Source organism: Mesorhizobium helmanticense, assembly GCF_003034915.1.
GTDB lineage: Bacteria > Pseudomonadota > Alphaproteobacteria > Rhizobiales > Rhizobiaceae > Mesorhizobium > Mesorhizobium helmanticense.
Genome location: NZ_PZJX01000054.1, coordinates 1 through 23,219, shown reverse-complemented (window position 1 = coordinate 23,219; position 23,219 = coordinate 1). Strand labels below are relative to the sequence as shown.

Here is a 23,219-nt window from a genome sequence, read left to right as displayed (position 1 = left end):
AGGCTTCTAAGCGCGTCGCGTTTGACCGGCCTCATGCGACGCGCTTTAGTTTCTATTTTTATGCATGTCGTTATCGCAAAACCGCTGCGCACTTTTGCGCGACATGCATTAGGCGCGCTCTGCCAACAATTCCTCGCCGCGCCTCTCACGGATCAGGTTGACGAAGCGGCGGAACAGATAGTGCGAATCCTGCGGGCCGGGCGAGGCTTCCGGGTGATGCTGGACCGAAAACACGGGCCGGCCGGTCAGCGCGATGCCGCAGTTCGAGCCGTCGAACAGCGAGACATGGGTTTCCTCGACGCCTTCGGGCAGCGAGTCGGCATCGACGGCAAAGCCGTGATTCATCGAGACGATCTCGACCTTGCCCGTGGTGTGGTCCTTGACCGGATGGTTGGCGCCGTGATGGCCCTGATGCATCTTCTGGGTGCTGCCGCCCAGCGCCAGCGCCAGCATCTGGTGGCCGAGGCAGATGCCGAACACCGGGATGTCGGTCTTCAACAGATCCTGGATAACCGGCACGGCATAGTCGCCGGTGGCTTCGGGATCGCCGGGGCCATTCGACAGAAAGATGCCGTCCGGCTGCATGGCCATGATCTCCTCGGCGCCGGTCTTGGCCGGCACCACGGTGACCTTGGCGCCGAGACCGGCAAGCAGGCGCAATATGTTGCGCTTGACGCCGTAGTCGATGGCGACGACATGCATCGAAGGCTCGGCCTGTTCGCCAAAGCCCTCGTTCCAGACCCAGGGCGTCTCGCGCCAGACCGAGGACTGGCCTGAGGTGACCTCCTTGGCGAGATCGAGCCCGATCAGACCGGACCACGCGGCGGCGCGGCGCTTCAGGTCGTCGAGGTCGAAGACGCCGTCCGGCGCATGTGCGATGACGGCGTTGGGCATACCCTTTTCACGGATCAGCGCGGTCAGCGCGCGGGTATCGATGCCCGACAGCGCCACGATGCCGCGCTTCTTCAGCCACTGGTCGAGACCGGCCGTGGCGCGATAGCTGGAGGGATTGGTGACGTCGGCCTTGAACACGGCGCCGACAGCGCCGGCGCGGGCGGCAGGGTTGAGGTCCTCGATGTCCTCGTCATTGGTGCCGATATTGCCGATATGCGGGAAGGTGAAGGTGACGATCTGGCCGGCATAGGAAGGGTCGGTGAGGATCTCCTGGTAGCCTGTCAGCGCGGTGTTGAAGCAGACCTCGGCGACGGCCGATCCGGTGGCGCCAAGGCCGCGGCCCTCGATGACGGTGCCGTCGGCCAGGACCAGCAAGGCGGTCGGCTTTTCGGTGGCCCAAGCGGGGGTAGCAGCGGTCATCGTTGCCATGGCGGCGCTCCTGTCAGGCTGCGTCCTTCAACTGGCCCGTCGACCAATTCGCGCAGCAAACGACACGCAGCAGCGATTTCTCGAGCCTCCGCGCGTCAACTCATTGTCTCATGCAAGGCCCAGTACATATGGGAAGCGGCCAAAGCGGTCAATGTTGCTGCCGCCGAACGGCTTCAATTTATTTCGGCCAACAATATCAGTGATTTGCCGGATTAGGCTGAAATTTGCCTTGTGCTTTCGGCGGGGCTATGTTCCGCCGCGTTCGAAGGAGAAAGCATGATGCGCGCAAAAATCGCCGAATCCCTGAAGAGCGCGATGAAGGCGCAGGATAAGCACCGGCTGCCGACGTTGCGGCTGATCCAGGCCGCCATCCATGATCGCGACATCGCCAATCGCGGCGCTGGCAAGGAGCCGGCCAGCGACGAGGAGATCCTGCAAATCCTGGCCAAGATGGTGAAGCAGCGTGAGGAATCGGCCAAGGCTTTCGAAGACGGCAAGCGGCCGGAACTGGCCGCACAGGAGCGCGGCGAGATGGAAATCATTCGCGGCTTCCTGCCGACGCAGCTGGATGATGCCGCCATAACGGCCGCGGCCCGCGAGGCGATCACCGCCACGGGTGCGGCCAGCCAGAAGGACATGGGCAAGGTGATTGCGGCGCTGAAGCAGAAATATGCCGGCCAGATGGATTTCGGCAAGGCCAGCGGCATCGTCAAGGGTCTGCTGCAGTAGGGCAGCAGAGCATGGCTCTGGTCGAGATCGTTAAACCGACACTCGAACACCTGCCGTCCTACAAGGCGGCGCTGGAGCGCAGCTGGTCGCCCGACAATGTGCGCCTTCTGGAAGCGACGCGCGAGCAGCTTGCGGCCATCGAGGCGGATCCGGTGGCCTTCCTGGCCAGCCTCGACGATCCGGAAGCGAAGGGGCCGCCGGTCACCTTGCCCGACGGGACGAAAGTGCCGCGGCTGCCGGGCTTCCGGCGCTGGATCTGGGACGGCGAAGCAGCCGGCTCCATCGGCTTTCGCTGGCAGCACGGCACCGCCGCGCTGCCGCCGCATGTGCTTGGCCATATCGGCTATGCCGTGGTGCCGTGGAAGCGGCGGCGCGGCTATGCCACCGAGGCGCTGCGGCTGATGCTCGCCGAGGCGAGGGCGGTCGGTCTGCCTTTCGTGGAGATCACCGCCAAGCCGGGCAATCCGGCGTCGCACAAGGCGATAACAGCCAATGGCGGCAGGCTGGTCGGCCACTTCTTCGAGGACGCCGCCTATGGCGGCGCGGAAAGCCTGCGGTTCCGGATTGAGCTGTAAGGCTGGCGGCCGCCTTCCGCGCGCAATGCGGGTCGGCCGACAGCTTGATGGATTGATTCCGGGCAGTGTCCCAGCCTGTTGTTAAGTCTTGATCTTCCCGGATTGAAGGTCAGCCGTGTTCATCCGTGCACAGCGCGTGGTCGGATAGCGCGCGGATGACGTAGCAGTCGCCGACCGTCTTGCCGCCGCAGCAAGAGGCGATCCGTTCGAGTTCGGCCTCCAGCCGCTTCAGCCGGGCGATCTTTTCCCGTACGGAAAGCAATTGTTCTTCAGCGATCCGATCGGCGTGACCGCATGGCTGTTCGGGATGACCGCTGAGATCGATCAGCGCGCGGATGTCCTCGACGCCAAAGCCGAGGTCGCGGGCATGGCGGATGAAAGCCAGGCGGTCCAGCTCCTGCCTGGAGTAGCGGCGCTGGTTGCCTTCCGAACGCTCGGGCGCGGCAACCAGGCCCATCTGCTCGTAATAGCGGATGGTGGGCACCTTGACCCCGGTGCGGCGGGAAAGATCACCGATCGAGAACATCTTTTTCCTCTTGAAGCTCTAGTGACTAGAGGAATTACAGTGCCTGCCATCAAGGTTCAAGACCCACGCGGCGACACGCTGCGTGCGCGAGGCAGACAGGTGTTGTGATGACGGCTCCCATCGAGCAGACGCGGTTCAAGATCGGCGGCATGGACTGCGCCTCCTGCGCGGCCAAGATCGATACGGCGGTACGCCGTCTCGACAGCGTCGTCGATGTTTCGGTCTCGGTGACGGGCGCCAGCATGACGATCACCCACGGCGGCGCGCTGCCCGAAGCCAAGGTGCTGCAGCAGGTGGCGCGGCTGGGCTACGGCATCGTCAAGGTGGACGAGCGCGCCGTGCAGGGCACGTCCGGCAGGGCGCTCGATCACGATGATCACGGTCACGGCGGCGAACCAGCCGCGGCGCCTTCCCATCCCCACAACAATGCCGGACCCGGGCAGGCATGGCGGCGGCGTGCGGCGCTGACGCTGGCCTGCGCGGCGGCACTCCTGGCGGCCTACGGCATCGGCCATCTGTTGCCGGCGGCCGAGCGCTGGCTCTTCCTGGCCGCGCTGCTGGTCGGCTTGGTGCCGATCGCCCGCCGCGCGCTGATGGCGGCGCTGGCCGGCACGCCGTTTTCGATCGAGATGCTGATGACGATCGCGGCCGCCGGTGCCGTGATGATCGGCGCCACTGAGGAAGCCGCTGCCGTGGTGGTGCTGTTCCTGATCGGCGAAATGCTGGAAGGCCTGGCCGCCGGCCGCGCGCGGGCGAGCATCCAGGGGCTTGCCGACCTGGTGCCGAAGGTGGCGCTGGTCGAGCGGGCGGGCGGCACGGTCGAGGTTCTCGCGGAAAGGCTTGTGGTCGGCGACGTGATCGTGGTGCGGCCGGGCGACCGCATCCCGGCCGACGGCGAGATCGTCGAGGGTGCGAGCGATATCGACGAGGCGCCGGTGACCGGCGAAAGCATGCCGAAGCGCAAGGGGATTTTCGAACCGGTCTTCGCCGGCACGATCAGCACCGACGGCGTGCTCAAGGTGCGGGTCACCGCTGCCGCGTCGGACAACACCATCGCCCGGGTGGTGCGGCTGGTGGAGGAGGCGCAGGAAGCCAAGGCGCCGACCGAGCGCTTCATCGACCGTTTCTCGCGCTATTATACTCCGGCGGTGCTGGCGGCCGGGGCGCTGGTCGCGATGCTGCCGCCGCTGCTTGCCGGAGGCGACTGGAACGAATGGATCTACAAGGGCCTGGCGATCCTGCTGATCGGCTGCCCTTGCGCGCTGGTCGTCTCGACGCCGGCAGCGATCGCCGCCGGCCTGGCGACGGGCGCGCGACGCGGCCTGTTGATGAAAGGCGGCGCCGTGTTGGAGGGGTTTCGCGACATAACAGCCGTCGCCTTCGACAAGACGGGAACGCTGACCAAGGGCAAGCCAGTGGTTACCGACGTGCTGGCGTTTGGCCGCGACCAACGCGCCGTGCTGGCGCTGGCGGCGGCGCTCGAGCAGGGCTCCAGCCATCCGCTCGCCGTGGCGATCCTCGACAGGGCCAAGGCCGACAAGGCCCCGGTGCCGCCGGTGCTGGCTGCCAAGGCGATTGCGGGCAAGGGCGTCGAAGGCAGCGTTGGCGGTGTTGCCGCCTTCCTCGGCTCGGGCCAGGCGGCGGCCGAACGGGCGACGCTGAGCGAGGCACAGCGGTTCGCGATCGACAGCCTTAACGGTGCGGGCAAGACCGTCTCGGTGCTCTTGGCCAATGGCGCCGTGGCCGGACTGATCGCCATGCGTGACGAGCCAAGGCCGGATGCGGCAGCCGGCATCGCCGCGCTGAAGGGCGAGGGCATCCGCGCGGTCATGCTGACCGGCGACAACCGCCGCACTGCCGAGGCGATCGCCGCTTCGCTGGGCATCGATGCGCGGGCGGAACTCCTGCCGCAGGACAAGCAGCGCATCGTCGGCGAGCTGCAGCGCCAGGGGCTGAAGGTGGCCAAGGTCGGCGACGGCATCAACGACGCGCCGGCGCTCGCCGCCGCCGATATCGGCATCGCCATGGGCGGCGGCACGGATGTGGCGCTGGAGACGGCCGACGCGGCGATCCTGCATGGCCGCGTCATGGACGTCGCGCGCATGGTGCGCCTGTCGCGGGCAGTGATGGCCAATATCCGCCAGAACATCGCAGTGGCGCTCGGGCTGAAGGCGATTTTCCTGGTCACCACGATTGCCGGGATCACCGGTCTGTGGCCGGCGATCCTCGCCGATACCGGCGCCACCGTGCTGGTCACCGCCAACGCCATGCGCCTGCTGCGCTGGCGCGGGTGACGCGGCCTGTTGTCGCCATGTGCTGGCGATGGCACGGTTGTTCGTGGGCCGCTTCGCCGCAGGGCCGGAAACCGGTCCGGTCTGTCAGTCGTCGAAATCCATCGACAATGCAGCATCCTTCTGGCCTTCGAGTTCGGCGAGCCTGTTCCGGAGCGCACTGTTGATCGAGGCGTAGGCGGCGGCGCCGAAGGTCAACCGCCGGGGGGCGGTGTTCTGTCCGACCGAGGCGATCATCGCTTCGACCATTTTCCGCGCATCGCCCTTTACTTCGAACGAACCTTCGACAAAAGCCCGGCGCAGATCACCGACCGGCGTGTTTTCATAGGCGTCCGTAGGCTCGGCGCTAACCAGGCCGGCGGCAAAGTTTGTCCGCGTCGGTCCGGGCTCGACGATGGTGAAGTCGATGCCAAACGGCGCTACCTCCTGCCGAACGGATTCGACAAAGCCTTCGATGCCCCATTTGGTGGCGTGATAGAGGCTGAAACCGGGATAGGCCATCTGTCCGCCTTCCGAGGAGATTTGCAGGATCCGGCCGCCGCCCTGTTTCCTCAAATGCGGGAGCACGGCGCGGATGAGCTGGATCGAGCCGATGAGGTTGGTATCGATCAAATGGCGGATCTGGTCGTCACCCAGTTCTTCCGCCGCGCCGAACAGGCCGTAGCCGGCATTGCTGACAATGACATCGATGCGGCCGAGATCGTGAAAAGCCTTGTCGATCGTGCGCCGCACGGCCTCGGAATCGGTAACGTCGAGGGAAGCGATCCAAAGGCGATCGCCATGATCCGCCTTCAAGTCGGCAAGCGCTTCAGGCTTGCGCACGGTCGCCGCCACGCGGTCGCCGCGGGCTAGGAGCTTTTCGGTCAGCAGCCGCCCGAAGCCGGAGGAAGTCCCAGTGATGAACCATGTCCTTGTCTTGGGAGAAATCCTGGTCGTGGGAGAAATCTTGGCCATGGGAGAAGTCCTTATTCGCCAAGCCGCTTGATCGCGGCTATCTCCACACAAGATATCTCTTCCAACTCATGATACTATCCGTTCAATCTTGCATGAGTTGGTGAAGATTACCCATGAATGACGGACCCGGCTTTCGCGAACTGACCGCACTTGCCGCAATTGTCTCCCACCGAAGTTTTCGCAAGGCGGCGGACGATCTCGGCCTGTCGCCCTCGACGCTCAGCCACATGATGCGGGCGTTGGAGCGGGACATGGGCGTGCGCCTGCTGCATCGCACGACGCGCAGCGTGGCGCCGACAGAGGCAGGCGAACGGCTCGTCTCGCGCCTGCAGCCGCTGCTGCGGGACATAGGCGCGGCCCTGGCGGAGGTGGACAACTTCCGCAACCTGCCGGCAGGTACGCTACGGATCAATTCCAGCGAGATCGCAGCCCGGCTGCTGCTCAAATCCGCGGTGCCGGTATTCCTCAGACGCTTTCCACAGGTTGCGCTCGATATCGTCACCGAGGGAAGGCTGGTCGATATTGTCGGCGAAGGCTTCGACGCGGGCATCCGGCTTGGCGAGGCCGTGCCGCAAGACATGGTCGCGATACGCTTCGGCGGCGAGACGCGCTTCATTGCCGTCGCGTCGCCGGCCTATTTCGCCACCCGCCACGTCCCGAAGGTACCGGAAGATTTGAAGGATCACAGCTGCATCCGGTTCCGCCTGCCGAGCGGAAAGCCGTTTCGTTGGGAGTTCGAGAAACATGGCCAGGAAATCGCCATCGATGTTCCGGGCATGCTCACGCTCGATCATATGGAACTGATGGCCGAGGCAGCGGTCGGTGGCCTGGGAATCGCTTACATTTCCGACAGGTTGACGCAATCCTACATCGAGCGGGGAGCGCTCATCAGCGTGTTGGACGATTGGTGTCCGCCCATCCCCGGCCTGTTCCTCTACTATCCCGGCCATCGGCTTGTGCTGCCGGCCCTGCGCGCCTTTATCGATGTGCTGAAGGAGACAGGCTGAACGAGCCGATCCGCACGGCCGGTGCCGTCTATTCTGCCGCGGCAGGCAGGGGTGGTGCGGCCTTGCGGCGCCATTCCGAAACATGCGAGGCGAGCGCGACCGCCACGGCGACCAGCATGGCAATGGCGCCAACCACCGGCAGGCTGCGATAGCCGTAGCCGGCATTGAGCATGGCGGCTCCCAGGGAAGCGGCGAGCGCGATGCCGACGTTGAAGCCGGATGGGATCAGCGAGGAGGCAAGGTTGGAGGCGTCCGCGGTCCAGGTCAGGATGCGGGTCTGGATCGGTGTGCCGATGGCGAAGTTGAGGCCACCCCAGATGACGATCGCAACGATCATCGGGACCGGATAGGGGCTGACGGCATAGATCACGGCCAGCATCATTGCCTGCAGGAAAAGCATGGTGATCAGCGACGGCATCAGCTTCCAGTCGGAAAGCTTGCCGCCGAGGAAAACGCCGATCGTGGCGCCGACCCCGTTGAGCAGCAGCACCCAGGGCACAAGGCTCTCGTCGAGGCCGGTGACTTCAAGCAATGTCGGCGTGATGTAGGTGAACAGGGTGAATTGGCCGATCATCAGCATCAGCATGAGGATCAGCGAGGTCCAGACCTGCTGGCGGGCCAGCACGCGCACCTCGCGGGCAAAGCCCGCCGGTCGGTTCGACGCACCTGTCGTGCGCGGCAGAAGCGCCAGCATGGCCAAGGTCGCCACCACGCCCAGTGCGCACATCACCCAGAAGGTGGCGCGCCAGCCCCAGAGACTGCCGATCGCCGTGCCGGCCGGCACGCCGATGACGTTGGAGACGGTGAGGCCGGACAGGATGACGGCCACGGCCATGCCGCGCTTGTCCTCCGGAACAAGCCCGACCGCGACCACCATGGCGACGCCGAAATAGGCGCCATGCGCCACGGCCACGGCAATGCGCAAAAGCAGCATGGATGAAAAGTCGGGCGCCAGCGCGCAGGCGGCCTGGCCGATGGTGAAAGCGATGGCGAGGCCGAGCAGCAAGGTCTTGCGGGAGATGCCGTTGGTGGCAAGGGCCAATAACGGGCCGCCGATGGCGATGCCGCCGGCATAGCCGGAGACGAGATAGCCGGCGGTCGGAACCGAAACGTCAAGTCCTTGCGCCACCTGCGGCAGCACGCCGGCAATGACGAATTCGGTGGTGCCGAAGGCAAAGGCGGCAAAGAACAGAGCGAAGAGGGGCAGCATGACGCGAAAAGCGATCCTTGAATGAGTTGGCCTCAAATCACGGATAAAAGCCGCGGGCAATGCAGAAATTGTCGAGGCTGCTTTAGGTTTTCTTGACTGGGTTCGATCCAGCCGGCTGCGGTGCCAAAAAATGGCTAAGCAAAAAAGGCTAGACCGGGGTCTTTCTCCCGTAAGGGATTTTCAGCCACGCCCGCTCATGAAGGTAATAGAGCAGTGACTTGGTGACGACTTCGGTCAGGCCGATGGCCGCGGCGAGCTTGATGCTTCCGGTCACGACGAGCGAAATGATTATCGTGTCGATGGTGCCGGTAACGCGCCAGGAAAGCGCCTTGGCGAAGCTGCGCGAATGGGTATCCATCGGCCGATTATCCTCCCAGTAGACCGGGCGATCCTTAGCCGAGACACCTAAGGATGAGCAAAGACTAATTTTCCTGTTTTGGCCCGAAGGGTAGAAGCTGGTTCCAAGCCGATGCTCCCAGCAGCAATTTTCGGCTTGCAGGCCGGCCTTAGGCGCGTCGCGCCGAAACGGATTCAGGCGACGCGCTTAAGTCTTTGTTTATGCATGTCATTTTCCAAAAACCGCTGCGCACTTTTGGGCGACATGCATTAACCGGCCTTCAGCCGCGAGCCGCCGAGCAGGCCGCGTTCTTCCAGCACGGGATAGGCCATCGAGGCGAGCAGCGAGTTGATCTGCTTCAGGTCGCGGATCGTGTCGAGATGGATGGAACTGGTCTCGACGCTCTTGGCGCTGCCGTCGCGCAGTCGCACGAAATGGCTGGCGCTCGTCTCCTTCTCGCGGTCGCGCAGACGGTCCTTTTCGAGCACGAGCTGGCGCGCGGTCTCGGCGTCGCGCGACACCAGCACGTTGAAGGCGAGCCGCGCATTGGCAAGCACCGAGGCATGGAAGGCGGAGAGCTCGCGCCAGCCTTCGGGCGTGAATTCCAGCCCGCGCTCGAGCTTTTTCCTGACATGTACCAGCATGTTGCGCACGATGATGTCGCCGACCTGCTCGAGCTTGACGCAGGCGCCGATGAGCTCCTGGCAACGCAGCGCCTCGTCCTCGGAGAGCGGGTTCTTGGTGACCTTGGCGAGATAGAGCTTTATCGCCGCGTGTTTCTTGTCGACCCGGTCATCGAGCGCGGCCAGCGCCTTGATCTTGCCGGCGTCGGCGCTCTCGTAGAGCTCGATGATGCGTTTCAGCATAATCTCGACCGTCTCGCAGACCCGCACCACCTCGCGGGTGGCGTTGGCCAGCGCCTGGCTCGGCGTGTCGAGGGCGCTCTCATTGAGCGCCGACAGTTCGATGATTTCGAGCGACTCGGGCGGCGCCGGCCTGGTGCCGAGCGCCACGATCTTCTCGGAGGCGCGGTAGACCAGCCCGGCCAGCGGCAGGCCGGCAAGCAGGATCAGCACATTGAACAGGATGTGGGCGTTGACGATCTGGTCGGGCACGGTGGCGCCGAGAAAGGCGACCGGCGGCTTGAACGAGAGGAACAGGATGAGCATGACCAGCGAGCCCATGCCGCGCATCAGGAGGTTGCCGATCGGCACGACGCGCACGCCTGGCTCCGCGTTACGGGTGAGCAGCGGCGCGATGATCGATGAGCCGAGATTGACGCCGAGCACCAGCACGATGCCGAGTTCGGGCGGGATGAAGCCACGGCCGGCAAGGGTGACCATCAGCAGAACCGCGGCGATCGAGGAATGGAACAGCCAGGTGACCAGTGCGGCCAGCAGATAGGCGGTGACCGGGTCGCTGGAGAAGTAGTTGACGATGACCGGCATCAGCGTGCTCTGGCGCAGCGGCTCCGACGCCTGGCCGATCATTTCCAGCGACAGGACGAGCAGGCCGATACCGACCAGGATGCGGCCGAACTGGCGCCAGTCGCGCCGCTCGGTGGCCATGAACATGATCGTGCCGGCGACAAGGCAGACCGGCACCAGCAGCGTGAGGTCAAAGGTCAGCAACTTGACCACCAGCGCCGAGCCGATCTCGGCGCCGCGCACTGCCAACTGGCCCGACATGCCGCTGACGATGCCGGCGCCGGCGAAGGAGCCGACCAGCAAGGTGACGGCGGTGGAGCTTTGCAAAGCGATCGACAGGCCGCAGCCGGCCAGGACCGCCATGAAGGGATTGCGCATGGTGGCGCGCAGCCTGTGGCGCAGCACATCGCCATAGGCGCGCTCGACGCCGGTCTTCACCATGCGGGTGGCAAACAGCATCAGCGCCACAGCGCCGGCAAGATGCAGGAGGACGACGGAGCCGCTCATGCCGGCCTCGGCAATCCGGCGGGTGCCAATAGCACGGGCATCGTGATGGCCAACGGGCGCAAGAGGGTTTGAATCATGGACATTGCAAGGGCCGACATTACTCTGATTGCGCTTAGCCGGATAATAAATTTTGCCCGATTCGGGCGGCGGCCGGCGCGCGACAGGGCGTGTCGGAAATGGATGGATGACAAAATGGTTGCATCGCCTGCCGCCTTGCGCGGCCCGCTTGATCGGAAGCGCGCGACCAGTTCAGGTCCAGTTTGATGAGAGTGTTGAATTAGAAGATGTAAATATAGGAAATCATTACAAAAACGTAATCTGCCTATTCAGTTTCGGTTCATCCTTCGGGCGCTACTGCTTGGGCATCGACAACCCAGGAGTACTCACCATGAAACGCATCATTCTTTCCGCAATCGCCTTCTCGATGCTGGCCGCCACGTCCCTGACCGGCCAGGCAGCTCCGCTCAACGCGCCTGTTGCACCGCAGTCGAATTACAGCCAGGTCGACTGGAAGAAGCCCGGCAAGCACGTCGACGTCAGGAAGCGCGTCGTGGTGAAGAAGAAGGTGGTCGTCGTGAAGAGGAGCCATTGGCGCAACGGCCAGAAATATTCCAGCTGGAAGCGTCATCGGCCGATCCGCGACTATGGCCGCTATGGCCTGCATCGTCCCGGCCGCGGGCAGGAGTGGATCCGCGTCGGCAACGACTACGTGCTGGTCAGCATTGTCTCCGGCATCATTTTCGGCGCCATCGCCGCACAATAACCATTGCAGCGTTTGACCGGCGGTTCGCCGGGACGATGAAAGAAAGGCGGCCCGCGATGGCCGCCTTTCTTTTTGCCCTGTGAAAAACGGGTATGGCCGGCAATAGGAGTCGTCGGGCTTCGCCGGCATGATTATATGGAGCCCATGCGCTTTCCGCCCGCCTTCCTCGACGAGATACGTGACCGCGTGCCGATTTCATCGGTCATCGGCCAGCGCGTCGCGTGGGACAGGAAGAAGACCAACGCGCCGCGCGGTGATTATTGGGCGTGCTGTCCCTTCCATGGCGAGAAGAGCCCGTCCTTCCATTGCGAGGACAAGAAGGGCCGCTATCACTGCTTCGGCTGCTCGGTCTCGGGCGATCATTTCAAATTCCTCACTGAACTTGACGGGATGAGCTTTCCCGAAGCGGTCGAGAAGATCGCTGACATGGCCGGCGTGCCGATGCCGGTGCGCGATGCCCAGGAGGAACGGCGCGAGAAGGAGCGCGCCAGCCTGACCGATGTCATGGAGATGGCAACGGCCTTCTTCCAGGAGCGACTGCAGGGGCCGGAGGGCGCAAAGGCCCGTGCGTATCTGCGCGAGCGCGGGCTGACGCCGGCGACGCAGCAATCGTTCCGCCTCGGTTATGCGCCGGACAGCCGCAATGCGCTCAAGGAGCACCTTGCCGCCAAGGGCGTTCCCAAGGCCGATATCGAGGCCTGCGGGCTGGTGCGCCACGGCGACGACATTCCGGTCTCCTACGACTGGTTCCGCGACCGCATCATGTTTCCGATCCCCGATTCCAGAGGCAAGATCATCGCCTTCGGCGGACGCGCGCTGGCGCCGGATGCGCTGGCCAAATACATGAACTCGCCTGACACCGAGCTCTTCCACAAGGGCAATGTGCTCTACAATTTCGCCCGCGCCCGCAAAGCGCTGGCCAAAGGCGGCACGGTCATCGCCGTCGAAGGCTATATGGATGTCATCGCGCTGGCGCAGGCCGGCTTCGAAAATGCCGTGGCACCGCTCGGCACCGCGCTCACCGAAAACCAGCTGGAACTTTTGTGGCGCATGGCGCCCGAGCCGATGCTGTGCTTCGACGGCGACAAGGCGGGGCTGAAGGCGGCATGGCGGGCCGCCGACATGGTGCTGCCGGCAGTTCAGGCCGGCCGTTCGGCGCGCTTTGCGCTGTTGCCAGAAGGCAAGGATCCCGACGATCTGGTCAAGGCCGAAGGCCCGGACGCGTTCCGTGCCGTACTGGCCGAGGCGCGGCCACTGGTCGACCTGTTGTGGATGCGCGAGACGGCAGGCGGCGTCTTCGACACGCCGGAGCGTCGGGCGGAGCTCGAAAAGACGCTGCGCGAGCTGACCGGCCGTATCCGCGATGAGAGCCTGCGCTATCACTACCAACAGGAGATGCGCGAGCGGGTGCTGAGCTTTTTCGGGGCTCAGCGTGGTCCCCGGCCAGGTCGCCAGGACGGGCGGCCTGGCCAAGGCAAGGCGGCGGCGCCGGGCGGACAGTTCGCCAAGGGCGGTGGCGGCCGCATTGCGATCACCGAAAGCCTCGGTCAATCGGCGCTTGTCAAGCGCGGCAGTGGAGGCATGTCGGTGCGCGAGGCGACGATCATCGTGGCGCTCATCAACCACCCGGCGCTGATCGACGAGAATTTCGCGCATGTAGAATTTCTCGATCTGGCCAACACCGAGCTGACGCGGCTGCATGCGGCAATCCTCGATGCGATGGCGCATGACATGGCCGACGACCGCAACGCGGTCATCGCCACGATCGAACGCGCCGGCTGCGGCGATATCTGGGAACGCGCGGTGGCGCTGATCAAGCGCGCGCGGCAATGGCCGGCGCTGGAAAGCGCGGGACTTGACGATGCTCGCGATGCCTTCAACCAGGCGCTGCACTTGCAGCGCAGCGCGCGCACCTTACATAGAGAGCTGAAACAGGCGCAGGCAGCGCTCGATCAGGATCCCTCGGACGAAAACTTCCGGCATCTGCTCGAGATTCAGGCGCAATTCAACGATGTACAAGCAACGGAAGCGCTAATCGAAGGGTTTGGCGTGTCCTCGGGCAGGGCTGGACGCGCATAGGTAAAACCTGCGCAAGGAATGAAGTGGAAATGGGCGGCGCGTCGAATCGACGCCTCTAAGTCGGGTAATTGATTCGCTTTTTTCATGCGAATCATGCGAGAGGCGCTTGACCTTCTTGCAGAATGGCGGAATCAGGACGATTCGAAACGTTAACCCGTGCCCGGCGTCGACGGGAATTGAGCGATGTTAGGTACTGGTCACTGGACAGGCCGCCAGCCTGCCACAGATATCAGGGTTAATCTGGACTTAATGCATGAAGCCCAAAAGTGGAAACCGGTTTTGGGGTACGGCATGCTTAAAAACAAAGACTTGATGCGGTTACTGGCCCGGTGAAGTGCGTTTGAAGCGAGCGCATCCGATTTGACCGGCCCGGCAGCTTACGCGGCTTAGATACGCAGCCGCTTGGAGACGATAAAGAATGGCGACAAAGGAAAAGGAAGAGGTCGAGACCGAACGTGAAGGCGCCACCGATGGCCCTCTGCTCGACCTTTCCGATGATGCTGTCAAGAAGATGATCAAGGCCGCCAAGAAGCGCGGCTACGTCACCATGGACGAACTGAATTCGGTGCTGCCCTCGGAGGAAGTGACTTCCGAGCAGATCGAGGACACGATGGCCATGCTCTCCGACATGGGCATCAACGTGGTCGAGGACGACGAGCAGGGCGAGGAGCCCGAAGCCGCCGACGCGACTGCCGACGCCGAGGAAGACGCCAACGAGCTGGCCGAGCAGACCGGCACGGCCGTTGCCGCCACCACCACCAAGAAGGAACCGACCGACCGCACCGACGATCCGGTCCGCATGTATCTGCGCGAGATGGGCTCGGTCGAGCTTTTGTCGCGCGAGGGCGAAATCGCGATTGCCAAGCGCATCGAGGCCGGCCGCGAGACGATGATCGCGGGCCTGTGCGAAAGCCCGCTGACCTTCCAGGCGATCATCATCTGGCGCGACGAGCTCAACGAATCCAAGATCCTGTTGCGCGAGATCATCGATCTCGAGGCGACCTATGCCGGCCCCGAAGCCAAGCAGGCGCCCGTGGTCGAGCGCATCGAGGAAGCCCCCAAGGTCGAGGAGAAGCCGCGCCGCGCCTCACGCGAGGACGAGGACGACATCACCAATGTCGGCGGCGACACACGCGGCCTGACTGATGACGACGACGAGGACGAGGACGAGGCCAGCCTGTCGCTGGCGGCGATGGAAGCCGAACTGCGTCCGCAGGTGATGGAGACGCTCGACGTCATCGCCGACACCTACAAGAAGTTGCGCAAGTTGCAGGACCAGCAGGTCGAGAACCGGCTGGCCGCCGCAGGCACCTTGTCGCCCAGCCAGGATCGCCGGCTGAAGGAGCTGAAAGACCAGCTCATCAAGGCGGTCAAGTCGCTGTCCCTGAACACGGCGCGCATCGAGGCGCTGGTCGAGCAGCTCTACGACATCAACAAGCGTCTGGTGCAGAACGAGGGCAAGCTGCTGAGGCTCGCCGAAAGCTATGGCGTGCGCCGCGAGGAGTTCCTGAAGGAATATCAGGGTTCGGAACTCGACCCGAACTGGACGCGCTCGATCGGCAATCTGACCTCGCGCGGCTGGAAGGAATTCACCAAGAACGAGAAGGATGCGATCCGCGACCTGCGCGCCGAGATCCAGAACCTCGCCACCGAAACGGCGATCTCGATCCTGGAATTCCGCAAGATCGTCAACCAGGTGCAGAAGGGCGAGCGCGAAGCCGCAATCGCCAAGAAGGAAATGGTGGAGGCAAACCTGCGTCTCGTCATTTCCATTGCCAAGAAATACACCAATCGCGGCCTGCAGTTCCTCGATCTGATCCAGGAAGGCAATATCGGCCTGATGAAGGCGGTCGACAAATTCGAATACCGCCGCGGCTACAAGTTTTCGACCTACGCGACTTGGTGGATCCGGCAGGCAATCACCCGCTCGATCGCCGACCAGGCGCGCACCATCCGCATCCCGGTGCACATGATCGAGACGATCAACAAGATCGTGCGCACCTCGCGCCAGATGCTACACGAGATCGGCCGCGAGCCGACGCCGGAGGAACTGGCGGAAAAGCTCGCCATGCCCTTGGAAAAAGTGCGCAAGGTGCTGAAGATCGCCAAGGAGCCGATCTCGCTCGAAACGCCGGTCGGCGACGAGGAGGATTCGCATCTCGGCGATTTCATCGAGGACAAGATGGCGATCCTGCCGATCGACGCGGCGATCCAGGCCAATCTGCGCGAGACCACCACACGCGTGCTGGCCTCGCTGACGCCGCGCGAGGAGCGTGTGCTCAGAATGCGCTTCGGCATCGGCATGAACACCGATCACACGCTGGAGGAAGTCGGCCAGCAGTTCTCGGTCACCCGCGAGCGTATCCGCCAGATCGAAGCCAAGGCGCTGCGCAAGCTCAAGCATCCGAGCCGCTCGCGCAAGCTGAGGAGCTTCCTCGACAGCTGATGCAGGCAACCGGCCGTGCATGAATTGAGGGCGCCGATGGCGCCCTTTTTCGTGCGCGGCAGGGATGCCCTTGCGGCTCGTGCCGGTCGGGAGGATAATTTCATGTCGGATGCATTTCTGGGCGACAACCCGGATGCCCGCCCCGGCGCAGGCCGTGAACGGCCGACCGCCGTGCTCCGTGGCGCCGGAGGGAGGTGTGCCATGACGACTTACATCGTGCTGATCAACTGGACGGAACAAGGCGCCAAAAATGTGCGCGACTCGCCGAAGCGGCTCGATGCCGCCAAAAAGCTCCTGGGGGACATGGGTGGCACGTTCAAGGCGTTCTACCTGACCATGGGCGAATGCGACATGGTGGCGGTGGTCGAGGCGCCGGACGACGCGGTACTCGCCCGCTTTGCGCTGATGCTGGCGTCGGGCGGCAACGTGAAGACGCGAACGCTCAAGGCTTTCCCGGAATTTGCCTATCGCGAGATCATCGCTTCGCTCGGATGAGGCGCCCTGAAGCGCGTCGCGTTGAACGGATTTTCATGCGAAGCGCTTCAGGTTCTTGTTTTCGATACAGGTGGCTACCGCAAAACCGCAGCGCGCCCGGTTCAAGCCCGAGGGCACGCTTTTGCGCGACATGCATTGGAAGCTCAGGCACCTGAACCAGCCAGTCCAGCGCAGCGAAAATCGATGTCGATCTTCGCTGCGCTGACCATCGCTTCGGAAGGGAATGACGCTCAAGGAGATTTTTCCCGGCAATTGGGGATCGGGCGCTGCTTGACGGCTCCATTTCCGCCGTTAATGAGTGGAAAATGCTGCTCTCGCTCGAGAAGAACTTCATTTTCATCCACATCCCGAAGACGGCCGGGTCGTCGATCACGCACGCGCTAAGGCCGTGGTGCCTGAAGCCGAAGCGGACGCAGTGGCGGCGGCTCTTGTCGCATCTGCCGGTTCGCGAGACGCCGGAAAAGGCGGCGCTCAGACAGCATGACAAGGCGGGCTGGGTACGGCGCAAGCTGCCCGATCCGCTCTACGACGGCGCCTACAAGTTTGCCGTGGTGCGCAATCCTTTCGATCTGGCCGTCTCCAACTATCATCATTTGCGCAGAAGCACGACGCGCCACCGGCGTCGCCAAGCGCAGAATTGGGACTTCAAGACGTTCCTGCGCTACCTCGAACGCAAGAACCGGCTTTCACGCGTGGATCAGACGAGCTGGATTTCGGACCGGCGTGGAAACCTCATCGTCGACGAGATCCTGCGTTTCGAAACGCTGACTGACGAGTTCAATGTGGTGGTGGAAAGGCTCGGCTTGCCTGGCGAGATAAAGCTTCCCCGGGTGAACGCCAATCCGCCTTTCGACTACCGCGCGCATTATGATGACGAGGCCAGGAGCATCGTCCAAAGGCTCTATTCCAGGGATTTCGACCGTTTCGGCTACGCATTCTGATTATTTCACCCGATACCGGCGCAGTCGCGGACCTGTTGCGGGGCATCGGCGTTTCCCGGATAGTCCCTGGTGGTTCCTAGGTCGCTTTGAAACATATGCCGAAGCCACAGCTGACTGTCTGGTACAATACCCGCTGTCCGGTCTGCGATGCCGGCATTAGCAGGCAGAGGCGGCGGTTGATCGAAGCGGTCAAGGCCGGCCGCATCGCGTTTGGCGACATCAATGCCGAGCCCGCGGCACTGGCCGGCTACGGCGCGTCGCTGGAGGACATCCGCCGCCGGCTGCACGCAACCGGCGCCGACGGCAGGCTGCTGGTCGGCGCCGACGTCGCGATTGCCGTCTGGAAGGCCACGCCGGGCGAGGGCTGGCTGGCAACGCTGTTGGGCAATCCTGTCGTGCTGCCGCTAACGCGCTTTGCCTACGATCGCTTCGCCGATCTCCTTTACGGCTGGAACCGACGCAAGGGCCGCTGGTAGCGCTTGACAAGTCAATCCTGCTCGCGCCGTTTAGATACATCGTAAGATATATCTTGACTTAGCCGAGACCACTCTCTAATTAAGATATATCGCAAGACATATCTTAGGAGAAAACGATGCATAAACATGATCATTTCGGGCATCCTCATTTCGACGCGCATCCCTTGCGCGCCTTCATGCACATGGCCGGCAGGTTCGGGGGTCGTGGCGGCGGATTTGGCCCGTTCGGCCATGGCGGCCGTGGCGGCGGACGTGGCGGGCCGGGCGACATGTTCCGGGCCGGGCGCATGCTGGCCGACGGCGATCTCAAGCTGATCACGCTGTCGCTCTTGGCCGAGGCGCCACGCCACGGCTATGACATCATCAAGGCGCTGGAGGAGCGCACCAGCGGCGTCTACAGCCCAAGCCCCGGCGTGGTCTATCCGACGCTGACCTTTCTGGAAGAGGCCGGCTATGCCGTCTCGTCGGCGGAAGGCAACAAGAAGGTGTTCTCGATCACCGAGGCCGGGCAGGCGCATCTCGAGGAAAACCGCGAGATGATCGACAATGTGCTCGAGCATCTCGAGCGTTTCGGCCGCAAGATGGCCAAGGCGCGCGACTGGTTCGGCTGGAACGACGATGGCGAGGAAGGCGGGCGGCGTGGACGCGGCCGTTCGGAAAAGCGCGATGAGTTTCGCGCCGTGCGCCATCGCCTGCGCGCGGCGCTCAGCGATATCGTCGATGCGTCCGAAGACAAACAGGCCCAGGCGATGAGCATCCTGGTAGACACCGCCGAAGCCCTTGAGGCGCTGTCGCGCCGCTGACCCTCCGGCAGGCGAGCTACCGCATCGGCGTCAGAGCGTGCTTTGTGCGTCCAAGTGGACGCACGCCGCTCTAATGCGGCCCTTGCCCGTTCGACTGAGGAACGGTAGTGAAAATCACCCCTGCGCCGCGCTATGTGGTGCAGGGTGATTGCCGTTGGAGGATACCCCCATGTCTTTTCTGAAGCGTCTTTTCGGCGGTGGTGACGGCGGTGACGCGGGCGAACCCAAGAGCGGCGCGCCGGCCAAGCAGATCGAGCACAAGGGATTCCTGATCAGCGCCACGCCCTACAAGGCGGATGGCCAGTACCAGACCTGCGGCGTGGTTTCGAAAGAGATCGACGGTGTGCTGAAGGAGCATAAATTCATTCGCGCCGACCGCTTCGCCGGACTGGACGACGCCGTCGACATCTCGATCAAGAAGGGCATGCAACTGGTCGACGAGCAGGGCGAGAAGATGTTCGGCTGATACAGCAAGGTCCCATCATCAGAAAGCGACCTTGTCGCCGCCCTTGAGCTGCAGGATCTGTCGTGCCTCGTCGGGCGTGGCGACCGAGGCGCCGAGCCCCTCGATGATCTGGCGGACCTTCCTTACCTGATCGGCGTTGGATTTCGCCAATTGCCCCCTGCCGATCCACAGCGAGTCCTCGAGCCCGACACGGACATTGCCGCCGAGCGCAATGGCCTGCGTGGCGATGGGGAGCTGATTGCGGCCGGCGCCGAGGACCGACCAATGATAGTCGTTGCCGAATAGGCGGTCAGCCGTGCGTTTCATATGCGCCACGTCTTCCGGATGAGCGCCGATGCCGCCAAGGATGCCAAATACGCTCTGCACGAAGAAAGGCGCCTTCACCAGGCCGCGCTCGACGAAATGGGCAAGCGTGTAGAGATGGCCGATATCGTAGCACTCGATTTCGAAGCGGGTGCCATTTTGCGCGCAGATCCGCAGGATATGTTCGATGTCGCCGAAAGTGTTGCGGAAGATGCGGTCGCGCGAGCCTTCGAGATAGGGCCGCTCCCAGTCGTGCTGGAATGTCTTGAACCGCTCCAGCATTGGATAGAGGCCGAAATTCATCGAGCCCATGTTCAGCGAGGCGACTTCCGGGGCGAAGGTCGCGGCCGGCTTTACCCGCTCCTCGACGGTCATGGTCGCGGCGCCGCCGGTGGTGATGTTGACCACGCAGTCGGTGCTTTGCTTGATCACTTGCAGAAAAGGCGCGAACGCTTCCGTCGATTGATCGGGCCGGCCATCGACGGGATTGCGCGCGTGAAGATGGACGATGGCGGCGCCGGCTTGTGCCGCCTCGATCGCGGCCTGCGCGATTTCCTGCGCGGTCACCGGCAGATGAGGCGACATTGACGGCGTATGGATCGATCCCGTTACCGCACAGGTGATGATGATCTTGCTTTGGTTGGCCACGTCTCGAATTCCTTGCCCTGTTTGACGGCGCTCTGTTTGACCGCGCCTTATTTGACTGCACCTTGGGTGATACCCGATATGAACTGCTTCGACAGCACCACGTAAAGCAGGGTTATCGGCAGCGCCGCTAGTGTCAGTCCGGTAAACAGGACGCCCCAGTCGGTGGTGAATTCGCCGACGAAGACCGTAAGCCCCTGCGGCAGCGTCTTCAAATTGTCGGAGGTGATCAGCACCAACGGGAAAAAGAAGTCGTTCCAGATCGGAACGGCGTTCTGGATCGCCACGATCACCAGGGCCGGCCGTGCCAGCGGCAGCATGATCGAGCGCATGATGCGCAATTCGCTGGCGCCGTCCATGCGCGCCGATTCCTCGAGTTCACGCGGCAAGGTGCGCAGGAAGCCGGTCATGATGAAGACGGCCGATGGAATACCCATCGCGACATAGACCAGCACAAGGCCGAGATAGCTGTCGACCAGTCCGAGCGAATCCAGCTGGATGAACAGCGGAATGATCGCGAGCTTCAGCGGCACGGTCATGCCGCTGAGGAAGAACACCAGCACCAGGGCGCTCAATTTGAAGCGGTAGCGGGCGAGCGCGTATGCGGCCATGGTGCTGAACAGCAGGATCAGCGCGACCGCCGCCGTGGTGATGCCGACGGAATTGGCGAGATAGCGAACGAAGTTGGTCTCGTTCCAGACCCGTTCGGCATTGGTCAGCGAGAAGCTGGCCGGCAAGGCGAAAGGGGAGGAGAAGATCTCCGCATTCGTCTTGAACGACGAGATCACCATCACGAACAGCGGATAGACCATGATGACGGCGTTGAGCGCCAGCAGCAGCTGGATGGCGCCGTTCTTGAACAGCTCGCCGCGCTCTTTCATGGGATAGCCCTGGCTGCGGCACCCACGGCGTGGTTCACAGCTCGATCTCGCGGCGGCGCAGATAGCGAAGGGCGATTGCCGTCACGCCGGCGACGATGATGAACATCATGACCGCGAGCGCGCTGCCTTGGCCGAAATCCTGGATGCCGCTCGTCGTGCTGCCGAAAGCGGTGCGGTAGAAATAGAGGCCGAGCACATCCGTCGCGCCGCCCGGAGAGCCGGTCAGGCCAGCCATGACGTAAGGGATTTCGAACCAGTTAAAACTGCCGATGAAGGTCAGGATGGTGACGATGGTGACACTCGGCGCGATCAGCGGCCAGACGATCTTGGTCATCAGCACATAGTCGCCGGCGCCGTCGAGGCGGGCCGCCTCGATCACGTCCTTGCTGATCCGCTGCATGCCGGCCAGCAGCACCAGCGTCGGGAAGCCGAGCCAGTGCCAGATATTGGCGAAGAGGACGCTGCCCAGGGCGGTCGATTCATTGCCCAGCCACGGTATGGCGCCAATGCCGACCAGCGCCAGCGCCTGGTTCACCAGCCCGAACAACGGGTGCAGGAACAGCTTCCAGAGAAAGCCGACGATGACCGCCGAGAGAACGACCGGAAGAAAGACGATGACCTGATGCACGCGATGCCCGGGCAATGCCTTCAGAAGTGCGAAAGCGATAAGGAAGGCGGTGCCGTTCTCAAAAACCATCAGGGCGAAGAAGGCGATGACATTGTGCTTGAGCGCATTGTAGGTCCAGTCGCTGAACGGCTTCTCGAACAGGACCTGGCGGAAATTCTCCAGGCCGATGAAGCCGGTCGGCCGAAGTCCGTTGAATTCATAGAAGGCAAAGCGGAAGGCCGACAGCAACGGCCAGAGCACGAACAGCATCATCACCACGAGCGCCGGCGCCAGCAGAAAGGCGATCCAGAGCGACCGGCGCCACGGAAAAGGTCTTGCAGTGCGGCGCCGGCCCGATTTCATCCTTACTTGCCCTGGAACGGGGTGTACCACTTGGCCAAGCCGTCGGTCAGATCGGCCGCCAGCTGCTCCGGCGTGATGCTGCCGGACATCATCTTGGTGATGTCGCCCTGCAGCAATTCCGAGCCGGTTGGCTTTTGGAAGCGGAAATACACCACATTGATATGGGGCATCGCGGTTTCGTTCAACTTGGCGACATGCGACAGGAGTTCGTCCTTGATGACGACGCCCTTGATCGGCGAAATGTTGCCGAGCAGGGCGGAGAACTTGTCGCCGAACTCCTTGGTGCCCATCCAGTTGACCAGTTTGAGCGCGGCTTCCTTGTTCGGCGATTTGGCGTTCACCGCATAGCCGCCGTCGAAAAATTTGGTCACCTGCGGCACGTCGCCGGCCTTTGCCATCGGCGGCGCGATGAAGTCCATGTTGATGGCCGGGTTCTGCGCCCGGTAGGTGGCGATATCGAAGCTGCCGCCGGCCAGCATTGCCGCCTTGCCGCTGAGGAACAGCTGGCCGGCGGTCGTGTAGTCCACGCCTTCGAAGCCGTCGGGCATGTAATCGCGCAGTTCCAGCAGCTTGCCGAGGGCGGCGACGTAGCGCGGATCCTTGAACGTGGTTTTGCCGGTCGTCAGATCGGTGACGAAGTCCTGGCCGAGGAAGGGGTTGGTGAAGATGGCGACGAACATCTCGTTGAACCAGCTCGTGCCCAGCCCGTTCGCCAGGGGATAGATGCCCTTCTCCTTCAGCGCCTTGCTGACGGTGATGAATTCATCCCATGTCGTCGGCGGGGTCAGGCCGGCTTTGGTAAAGACGTCCTTGTTGACGAACAGGCCGAGCGTCTGCGACGCGAAGGGCAGGGAATAGACCTTCTTGTCGGCCCGATAAGTGCCGGAGATCAATGCGTCGGCAGGCTGGTTGGCGAGCGAAGGCACGGTCTTTTCGTCCTGGGACTCGAAATAGCCGGCCTTCACGAATTGCTCGAGCCAGCCATAGGCATGGGTGTGGATCACGTCGCCGCCCTTGCCAGCGGCCAAAGCCGTAGAGACGATGGTCGGGTAGTTCTCGTCGGGG

The 23,219-nt window shown here is 63.2% G+C and carries 23 protein-coding genes; 12 read left to right on the top strand and 11 right to left on the bottom strand.

Features of this window, described 5'->3' with window-relative positions; genetic code table 11:
* Positions 1 to 108 precede the first annotated feature (108 nt).
* Positions 109 to 1,314, bottom strand: a complete 1,206-nt coding sequence (gene carA / locus C9427_RS29080) for a glutamine-hydrolyzing carbamoyl-phosphate synthase small subunit (protein ID WP_167434523.1) — start codon at positions 1,312 to 1,314, stop codon at positions 109 to 111.
* A gap of 288 nt (positions 1,315 to 1,602) precedes the next feature.
* On the opposite strand from carA, the gene C9427_RS29075 reads away from it, so the two are divergent.
* Together C9427_RS29075 and C9427_RS29070 are read left to right on the top strand one after the other, a co-directional pair.
* A complete protein-coding gene (locus tag C9427_RS29075) occupies positions 1,603 to 2,052 on the top strand; it encodes a GatB/YqeY domain-containing protein (RefSeq protein WP_107652488.1) in 450 nt (149 codons plus the stop codon).
* A 17-nt stretch (positions 2,053 to 2,069) separates the two neighbouring features.
* Positions 2,070 to 2,627, top strand: a complete 558-nt coding sequence (locus C9427_RS29070) for a GNAT family N-acetyltransferase (protein ID WP_107652487.1) — start codon at positions 2,070 to 2,072, stop codon at positions 2,625 to 2,627.
* Positions 2,628 to 2,736: 109 nt separating this feature from the next.
* Here C9427_RS29070 and C9427_RS29065 read toward each other — a convergent pair whose 3' ends face one another.
* On the bottom strand, positions 2,737 to 3,153 hold the full coding sequence (locus C9427_RS29065; RefSeq protein ID WP_107652477.1) for a MerR family transcriptional regulator: 417 nt from the start codon (positions 3,151 to 3,153) through the stop codon (positions 2,737 to 2,739).
* Positions 3,154 to 3,260: 107 nt separating this feature from the next.
* Between C9427_RS29065 and C9427_RS29060 the strand changes: the two genes are divergently transcribed.
* Positions 3,261 to 5,447: a heavy metal translocating P-type ATPase gene (locus C9427_RS29060; RefSeq protein WP_107652476.1), complete on the top strand. Its 2,187-nt coding sequence runs from the start codon at positions 3,261 to 3,263 to the stop codon at positions 5,445 to 5,447.
* A gap of 84 nt (positions 5,448 to 5,531) precedes the next feature.
* Here the strand turns inward: C9427_RS29060 and C9427_RS29055 are convergent, their stop codons facing one another.
* The gene (locus C9427_RS29055; RefSeq protein ID WP_107652475.1) at positions 5,532 to 6,398 is read right to left on the bottom strand and encodes an SDR family oxidoreductase; all 867 of its coding nucleotides are present in this window, start codon (positions 6,396 to 6,398) and stop codon (positions 5,532 to 5,534) included.
* A gap of 113 nt (positions 6,399 to 6,511) precedes the next feature.
* Between C9427_RS29055 and C9427_RS29050 the strand changes: the two genes are divergently transcribed.
* A complete protein-coding gene (locus C9427_RS29050) occupies positions 6,512 to 7,405 on the top strand; it encodes a LysR family transcriptional regulator (RefSeq protein WP_107652474.1) in 894 nt (297 codons plus the stop codon).
* Positions 7,406 to 7,433: 28 nt separating this feature from the next.
* Here the strand turns inward: C9427_RS29050 and C9427_RS29045 are convergent, their stop codons facing one another.
* The 3 genes from C9427_RS29045 to C9427_RS29035 form a co-directional block, all read right to left on the bottom strand.
* Positions 7,434 to 8,615 (bottom strand): MFS transporter, encoded by a 1,182-nt coding sequence (locus C9427_RS29045; RefSeq protein WP_107652473.1) that lies wholly within the window; start codon positions 8,613 to 8,615, stop codon positions 7,434 to 7,436.
* A gap of 148 nt (positions 8,616 to 8,763) precedes the next feature.
* The gene (locus C9427_RS29040; protein ID WP_097572767.1) at positions 8,764 to 8,973 is read right to left on the bottom strand and encodes a DUF2061 domain-containing protein; all 210 of its coding nucleotides are present in this window, start codon (positions 8,971 to 8,973) and stop codon (positions 8,764 to 8,766) included.
* A 248-nt stretch (positions 8,974 to 9,221) separates the two neighbouring features.
* On the bottom strand, positions 9,222 to 10,886 hold the full coding sequence (locus tag C9427_RS29035) for a Na/Pi cotransporter family protein (RefSeq protein ID WP_107652472.1): 1,665 nt from the start codon (positions 10,884 to 10,886) through the stop codon (positions 9,222 to 9,224).
* A gap of 388 nt (positions 10,887 to 11,274) precedes the next feature.
* On the opposite strand from C9427_RS29035, the gene C9427_RS29030 reads away from it, so the two are divergent.
* The 4 genes from C9427_RS29030 to C9427_RS29015 all read left to right on the top strand — a co-directional run bounded on the left by C9427_RS29030 (position 11,275) and on the right by C9427_RS29015 (position 16,669).
* Positions 11,275 to 11,649 carry an RcnB family protein gene (locus tag C9427_RS29030; RefSeq protein ID WP_107652471.1) on the top strand — a complete coding sequence of 125 codons (375 nt, stop codon included), beginning with the start codon at positions 11,275 to 11,277 and terminating at the stop codon, positions 11,647 to 11,649.
* A 144-nt stretch (positions 11,650 to 11,793) separates the two neighbouring features.
* Complete coding sequence (gene dnaG / locus C9427_RS29025; RefSeq protein WP_107652486.1) at positions 11,794 to 13,728, top strand: DNA primase; 1,935 nt, start codon at positions 11,794 to 11,796, stop codon at positions 13,726 to 13,728.
* Between the two features lie 418 nt (positions 13,729 to 14,146).
* Positions 14,147 to 16,174 carry an RNA polymerase sigma factor RpoD gene (rpoD, locus tag C9427_RS29020; RefSeq protein WP_107652470.1) on the top strand — a complete coding sequence of 676 codons (2,028 nt, stop codon included), beginning with the start codon at positions 14,147 to 14,149 and terminating at the stop codon, positions 16,172 to 16,174.
* Between the two features lie 201 nt (positions 16,175 to 16,375).
* Positions 16,376 to 16,669, top strand: a complete 294-nt coding sequence (locus C9427_RS29015) for a GYD domain-containing protein (RefSeq protein WP_107652485.1) — start codon at positions 16,376 to 16,378, stop codon at positions 16,667 to 16,669.
* 33 nt (positions 16,670 to 16,702) lie between these two features.
* Here the strand turns inward: C9427_RS29015 and C9427_RS33910 are convergent, their stop codons facing one another.
* Positions 16,703 to 16,903 carry a hypothetical protein gene (locus C9427_RS33910; RefSeq protein ID WP_146172606.1) on the bottom strand — a complete coding sequence of 67 codons (201 nt, stop codon included), beginning with the start codon at positions 16,901 to 16,903 and terminating at the stop codon, positions 16,703 to 16,705.
* A 71-nt stretch (positions 16,904 to 16,974) separates the two neighbouring features.
* On the opposite strand from C9427_RS33910, the gene C9427_RS29010 reads away from it, so the two are divergent.
* From C9427_RS29010 to C9427_RS28995, 4 genes are all read left to right on the top strand, one after another.
* On the top strand, positions 16,975 to 17,610 hold the full coding sequence (locus tag C9427_RS29010) for a sulfotransferase family 2 domain-containing protein (protein ID WP_107652469.1): 636 nt from the start codon (positions 16,975 to 16,977) through the stop codon (positions 17,608 to 17,610).
* A 95-nt stretch (positions 17,611 to 17,705) separates the two neighbouring features.
* On the top strand, positions 17,706 to 18,086 hold the full coding sequence (locus C9427_RS29005; RefSeq protein WP_107652468.1) for a thiol-disulfide oxidoreductase DCC family protein: 381 nt from the start codon (positions 17,706 to 17,708) through the stop codon (positions 18,084 to 18,086).
* A gap of 116 nt (positions 18,087 to 18,202) precedes the next feature.
* Positions 18,203 to 18,889, top strand: a complete 687-nt coding sequence (locus C9427_RS29000) for a PadR family transcriptional regulator (RefSeq protein ID WP_107652467.1) — start codon at positions 18,203 to 18,205, stop codon at positions 18,887 to 18,889.
* Positions 18,890 to 19,058: 169 nt separating this feature from the next.
* On the top strand, positions 19,059 to 19,355 hold the full coding sequence (locus tag C9427_RS28995) for an HlyU family transcriptional regulator (RefSeq protein WP_097577360.1): 297 nt from the start codon (positions 19,059 to 19,061) through the stop codon (positions 19,353 to 19,355).
* An 18-nt stretch (positions 19,356 to 19,373) separates the two neighbouring features.
* Here C9427_RS28995 and kce read toward each other — a convergent pair whose 3' ends face one another.
* The 4 genes from kce to C9427_RS28975 all read right to left on the bottom strand — a co-directional run.
* Positions 19,374 to 20,306, bottom strand: coding sequence for a 3,5-dioxohexanoate:acetyl-CoA acetone transferase (gene kce, locus C9427_RS28990; RefSeq protein ID WP_107652466.1), 933 nt, complete (start codon positions 20,304 to 20,306; stop codon positions 19,374 to 19,376).
* 47 nt (positions 20,307 to 20,353) lie between these two features.
* Positions 20,354 to 21,184: a carbohydrate ABC transporter permease gene (locus C9427_RS28985; protein WP_107652465.1), complete on the bottom strand. Its 831-nt coding sequence runs from the start codon at positions 21,182 to 21,184 to the stop codon at positions 20,354 to 20,356.
* A gap of 34 nt (positions 21,185 to 21,218) precedes the next feature.
* Positions 21,219 to 22,154: a carbohydrate ABC transporter permease gene (locus tag C9427_RS28980; protein ID WP_107652464.1), complete on the bottom strand. Its 936-nt coding sequence runs from the start codon at positions 22,152 to 22,154 to the stop codon at positions 21,219 to 21,221.
* Between the two features lie 2 nt (positions 22,155 to 22,156).
* Positions 22,157 to 23,219: extracellular solute-binding protein (locus C9427_RS28975; protein ID WP_107652463.1), on the bottom strand; the 1,063-nt coding region annotated here is incomplete at its 5' end.

Coding starts and splice junctions, on each gene's coding strand:
- C9427_RS28980 (WP_107652464.1), bottom strand. CDS start 22,154: ATGAAATCGGGCCGGCGCCGCACTGCAAGACCTTTTCCGTGGCGCCGG.
- C9427_RS29060 (WP_107652476.1), top strand. CDS start 3,261: ATGACGGCTCCCATCGAGCAGACGCGGTTCAAGATCGGCGGCATGGAC.
- C9427_RS29065 (WP_107652477.1), bottom strand. CDS start 3,153: ATGTTCTCGATCGGTGATCTTTCCCGCCGCACCGGGGTCAAGGTGCCC.
- C9427_RS29075 (WP_107652488.1), top strand. CDS start 1,603: ATGCGCGCAAAAATCGCCGAATCCCTGAAGAGCGCGATGAAGGCGCAG.
- C9427_RS29015 (WP_107652485.1), top strand. CDS start 16,376: ATGACGACTTACATCGTGCTGATCAACTGGACGGAACAAGGCGCCAAA.
- C9427_RS29045 (WP_107652473.1), bottom strand. CDS start 8,615: ATGCTGCCCCTCTTCGCTCTGTTCTTTGCCGCCTTTGCCTTCGGCACC.
- C9427_RS29040 (WP_097572767.1), bottom strand. CDS start 8,973: ATGGATACCCATTCGCGCAGCTTCGCCAAGGCGCTTTCCTGGCGCGTT.
- C9427_RS29055 (WP_107652475.1), bottom strand. CDS start 6,398: ATGGCCAAGATTTCTCCCACGACCAGGATTTCTCCCAAGACAAGGACA.
- rpoD (WP_107652470.1), top strand. CDS start 14,147: ATGGCGACAAAGGAAAAGGAAGAGGTCGAGACCGAACGTGAAGGCGCC.
- C9427_RS29035 (WP_107652472.1), bottom strand. CDS start 10,886: ATGAGCGGCTCCGTCGTCCTCCTGCATCTTGCCGGCGCTGTGGCGCTG.
- C9427_RS29010 (WP_107652469.1), top strand. CDS start 16,975: ATGCTGCTCTCGCTCGAGAAGAACTTCATTTTCATCCACATCCCGAAG.
- C9427_RS29030 (WP_107652471.1), top strand. CDS start 11,275: ATGAAACGCATCATTCTTTCCGCAATCGCCTTCTCGATGCTGGCCGCC.
- C9427_RS29050 (WP_107652474.1), top strand. CDS start 6,512: ATGAATGACGGACCCGGCTTTCGCGAACTGACCGCACTTGCCGCAATT.
- carA (WP_167434523.1), bottom strand. CDS start 1,314: ATGACCGCTGCTACCCCCGCTTGGGCCACCGAAAAGCCGACCGCCTTG.
- C9427_RS29005 (WP_107652468.1), top strand. CDS start 17,706: ATGCCGAAGCCACAGCTGACTGTCTGGTACAATACCCGCTGTCCGGTC.
- C9427_RS29000 (WP_107652467.1), top strand. CDS start 18,203: ATGCATAAACATGATCATTTCGGGCATCCTCATTTCGACGCGCATCCC.
- C9427_RS28985 (WP_107652465.1), bottom strand. CDS start 21,184: ATGAAAGAGCGCGGCGAGCTGTTCAAGAACGGCGCCATCCAGCTGCTG.
- dnaG (WP_107652486.1), top strand. CDS start 11,794: ATGCGCTTTCCGCCCGCCTTCCTCGACGAGATACGTGACCGCGTGCCG.
- C9427_RS28995 (WP_097577360.1), top strand. CDS start 19,059: ATGTCTTTTCTGAAGCGTCTTTTCGGCGGTGGTGACGGCGGTGACGCG.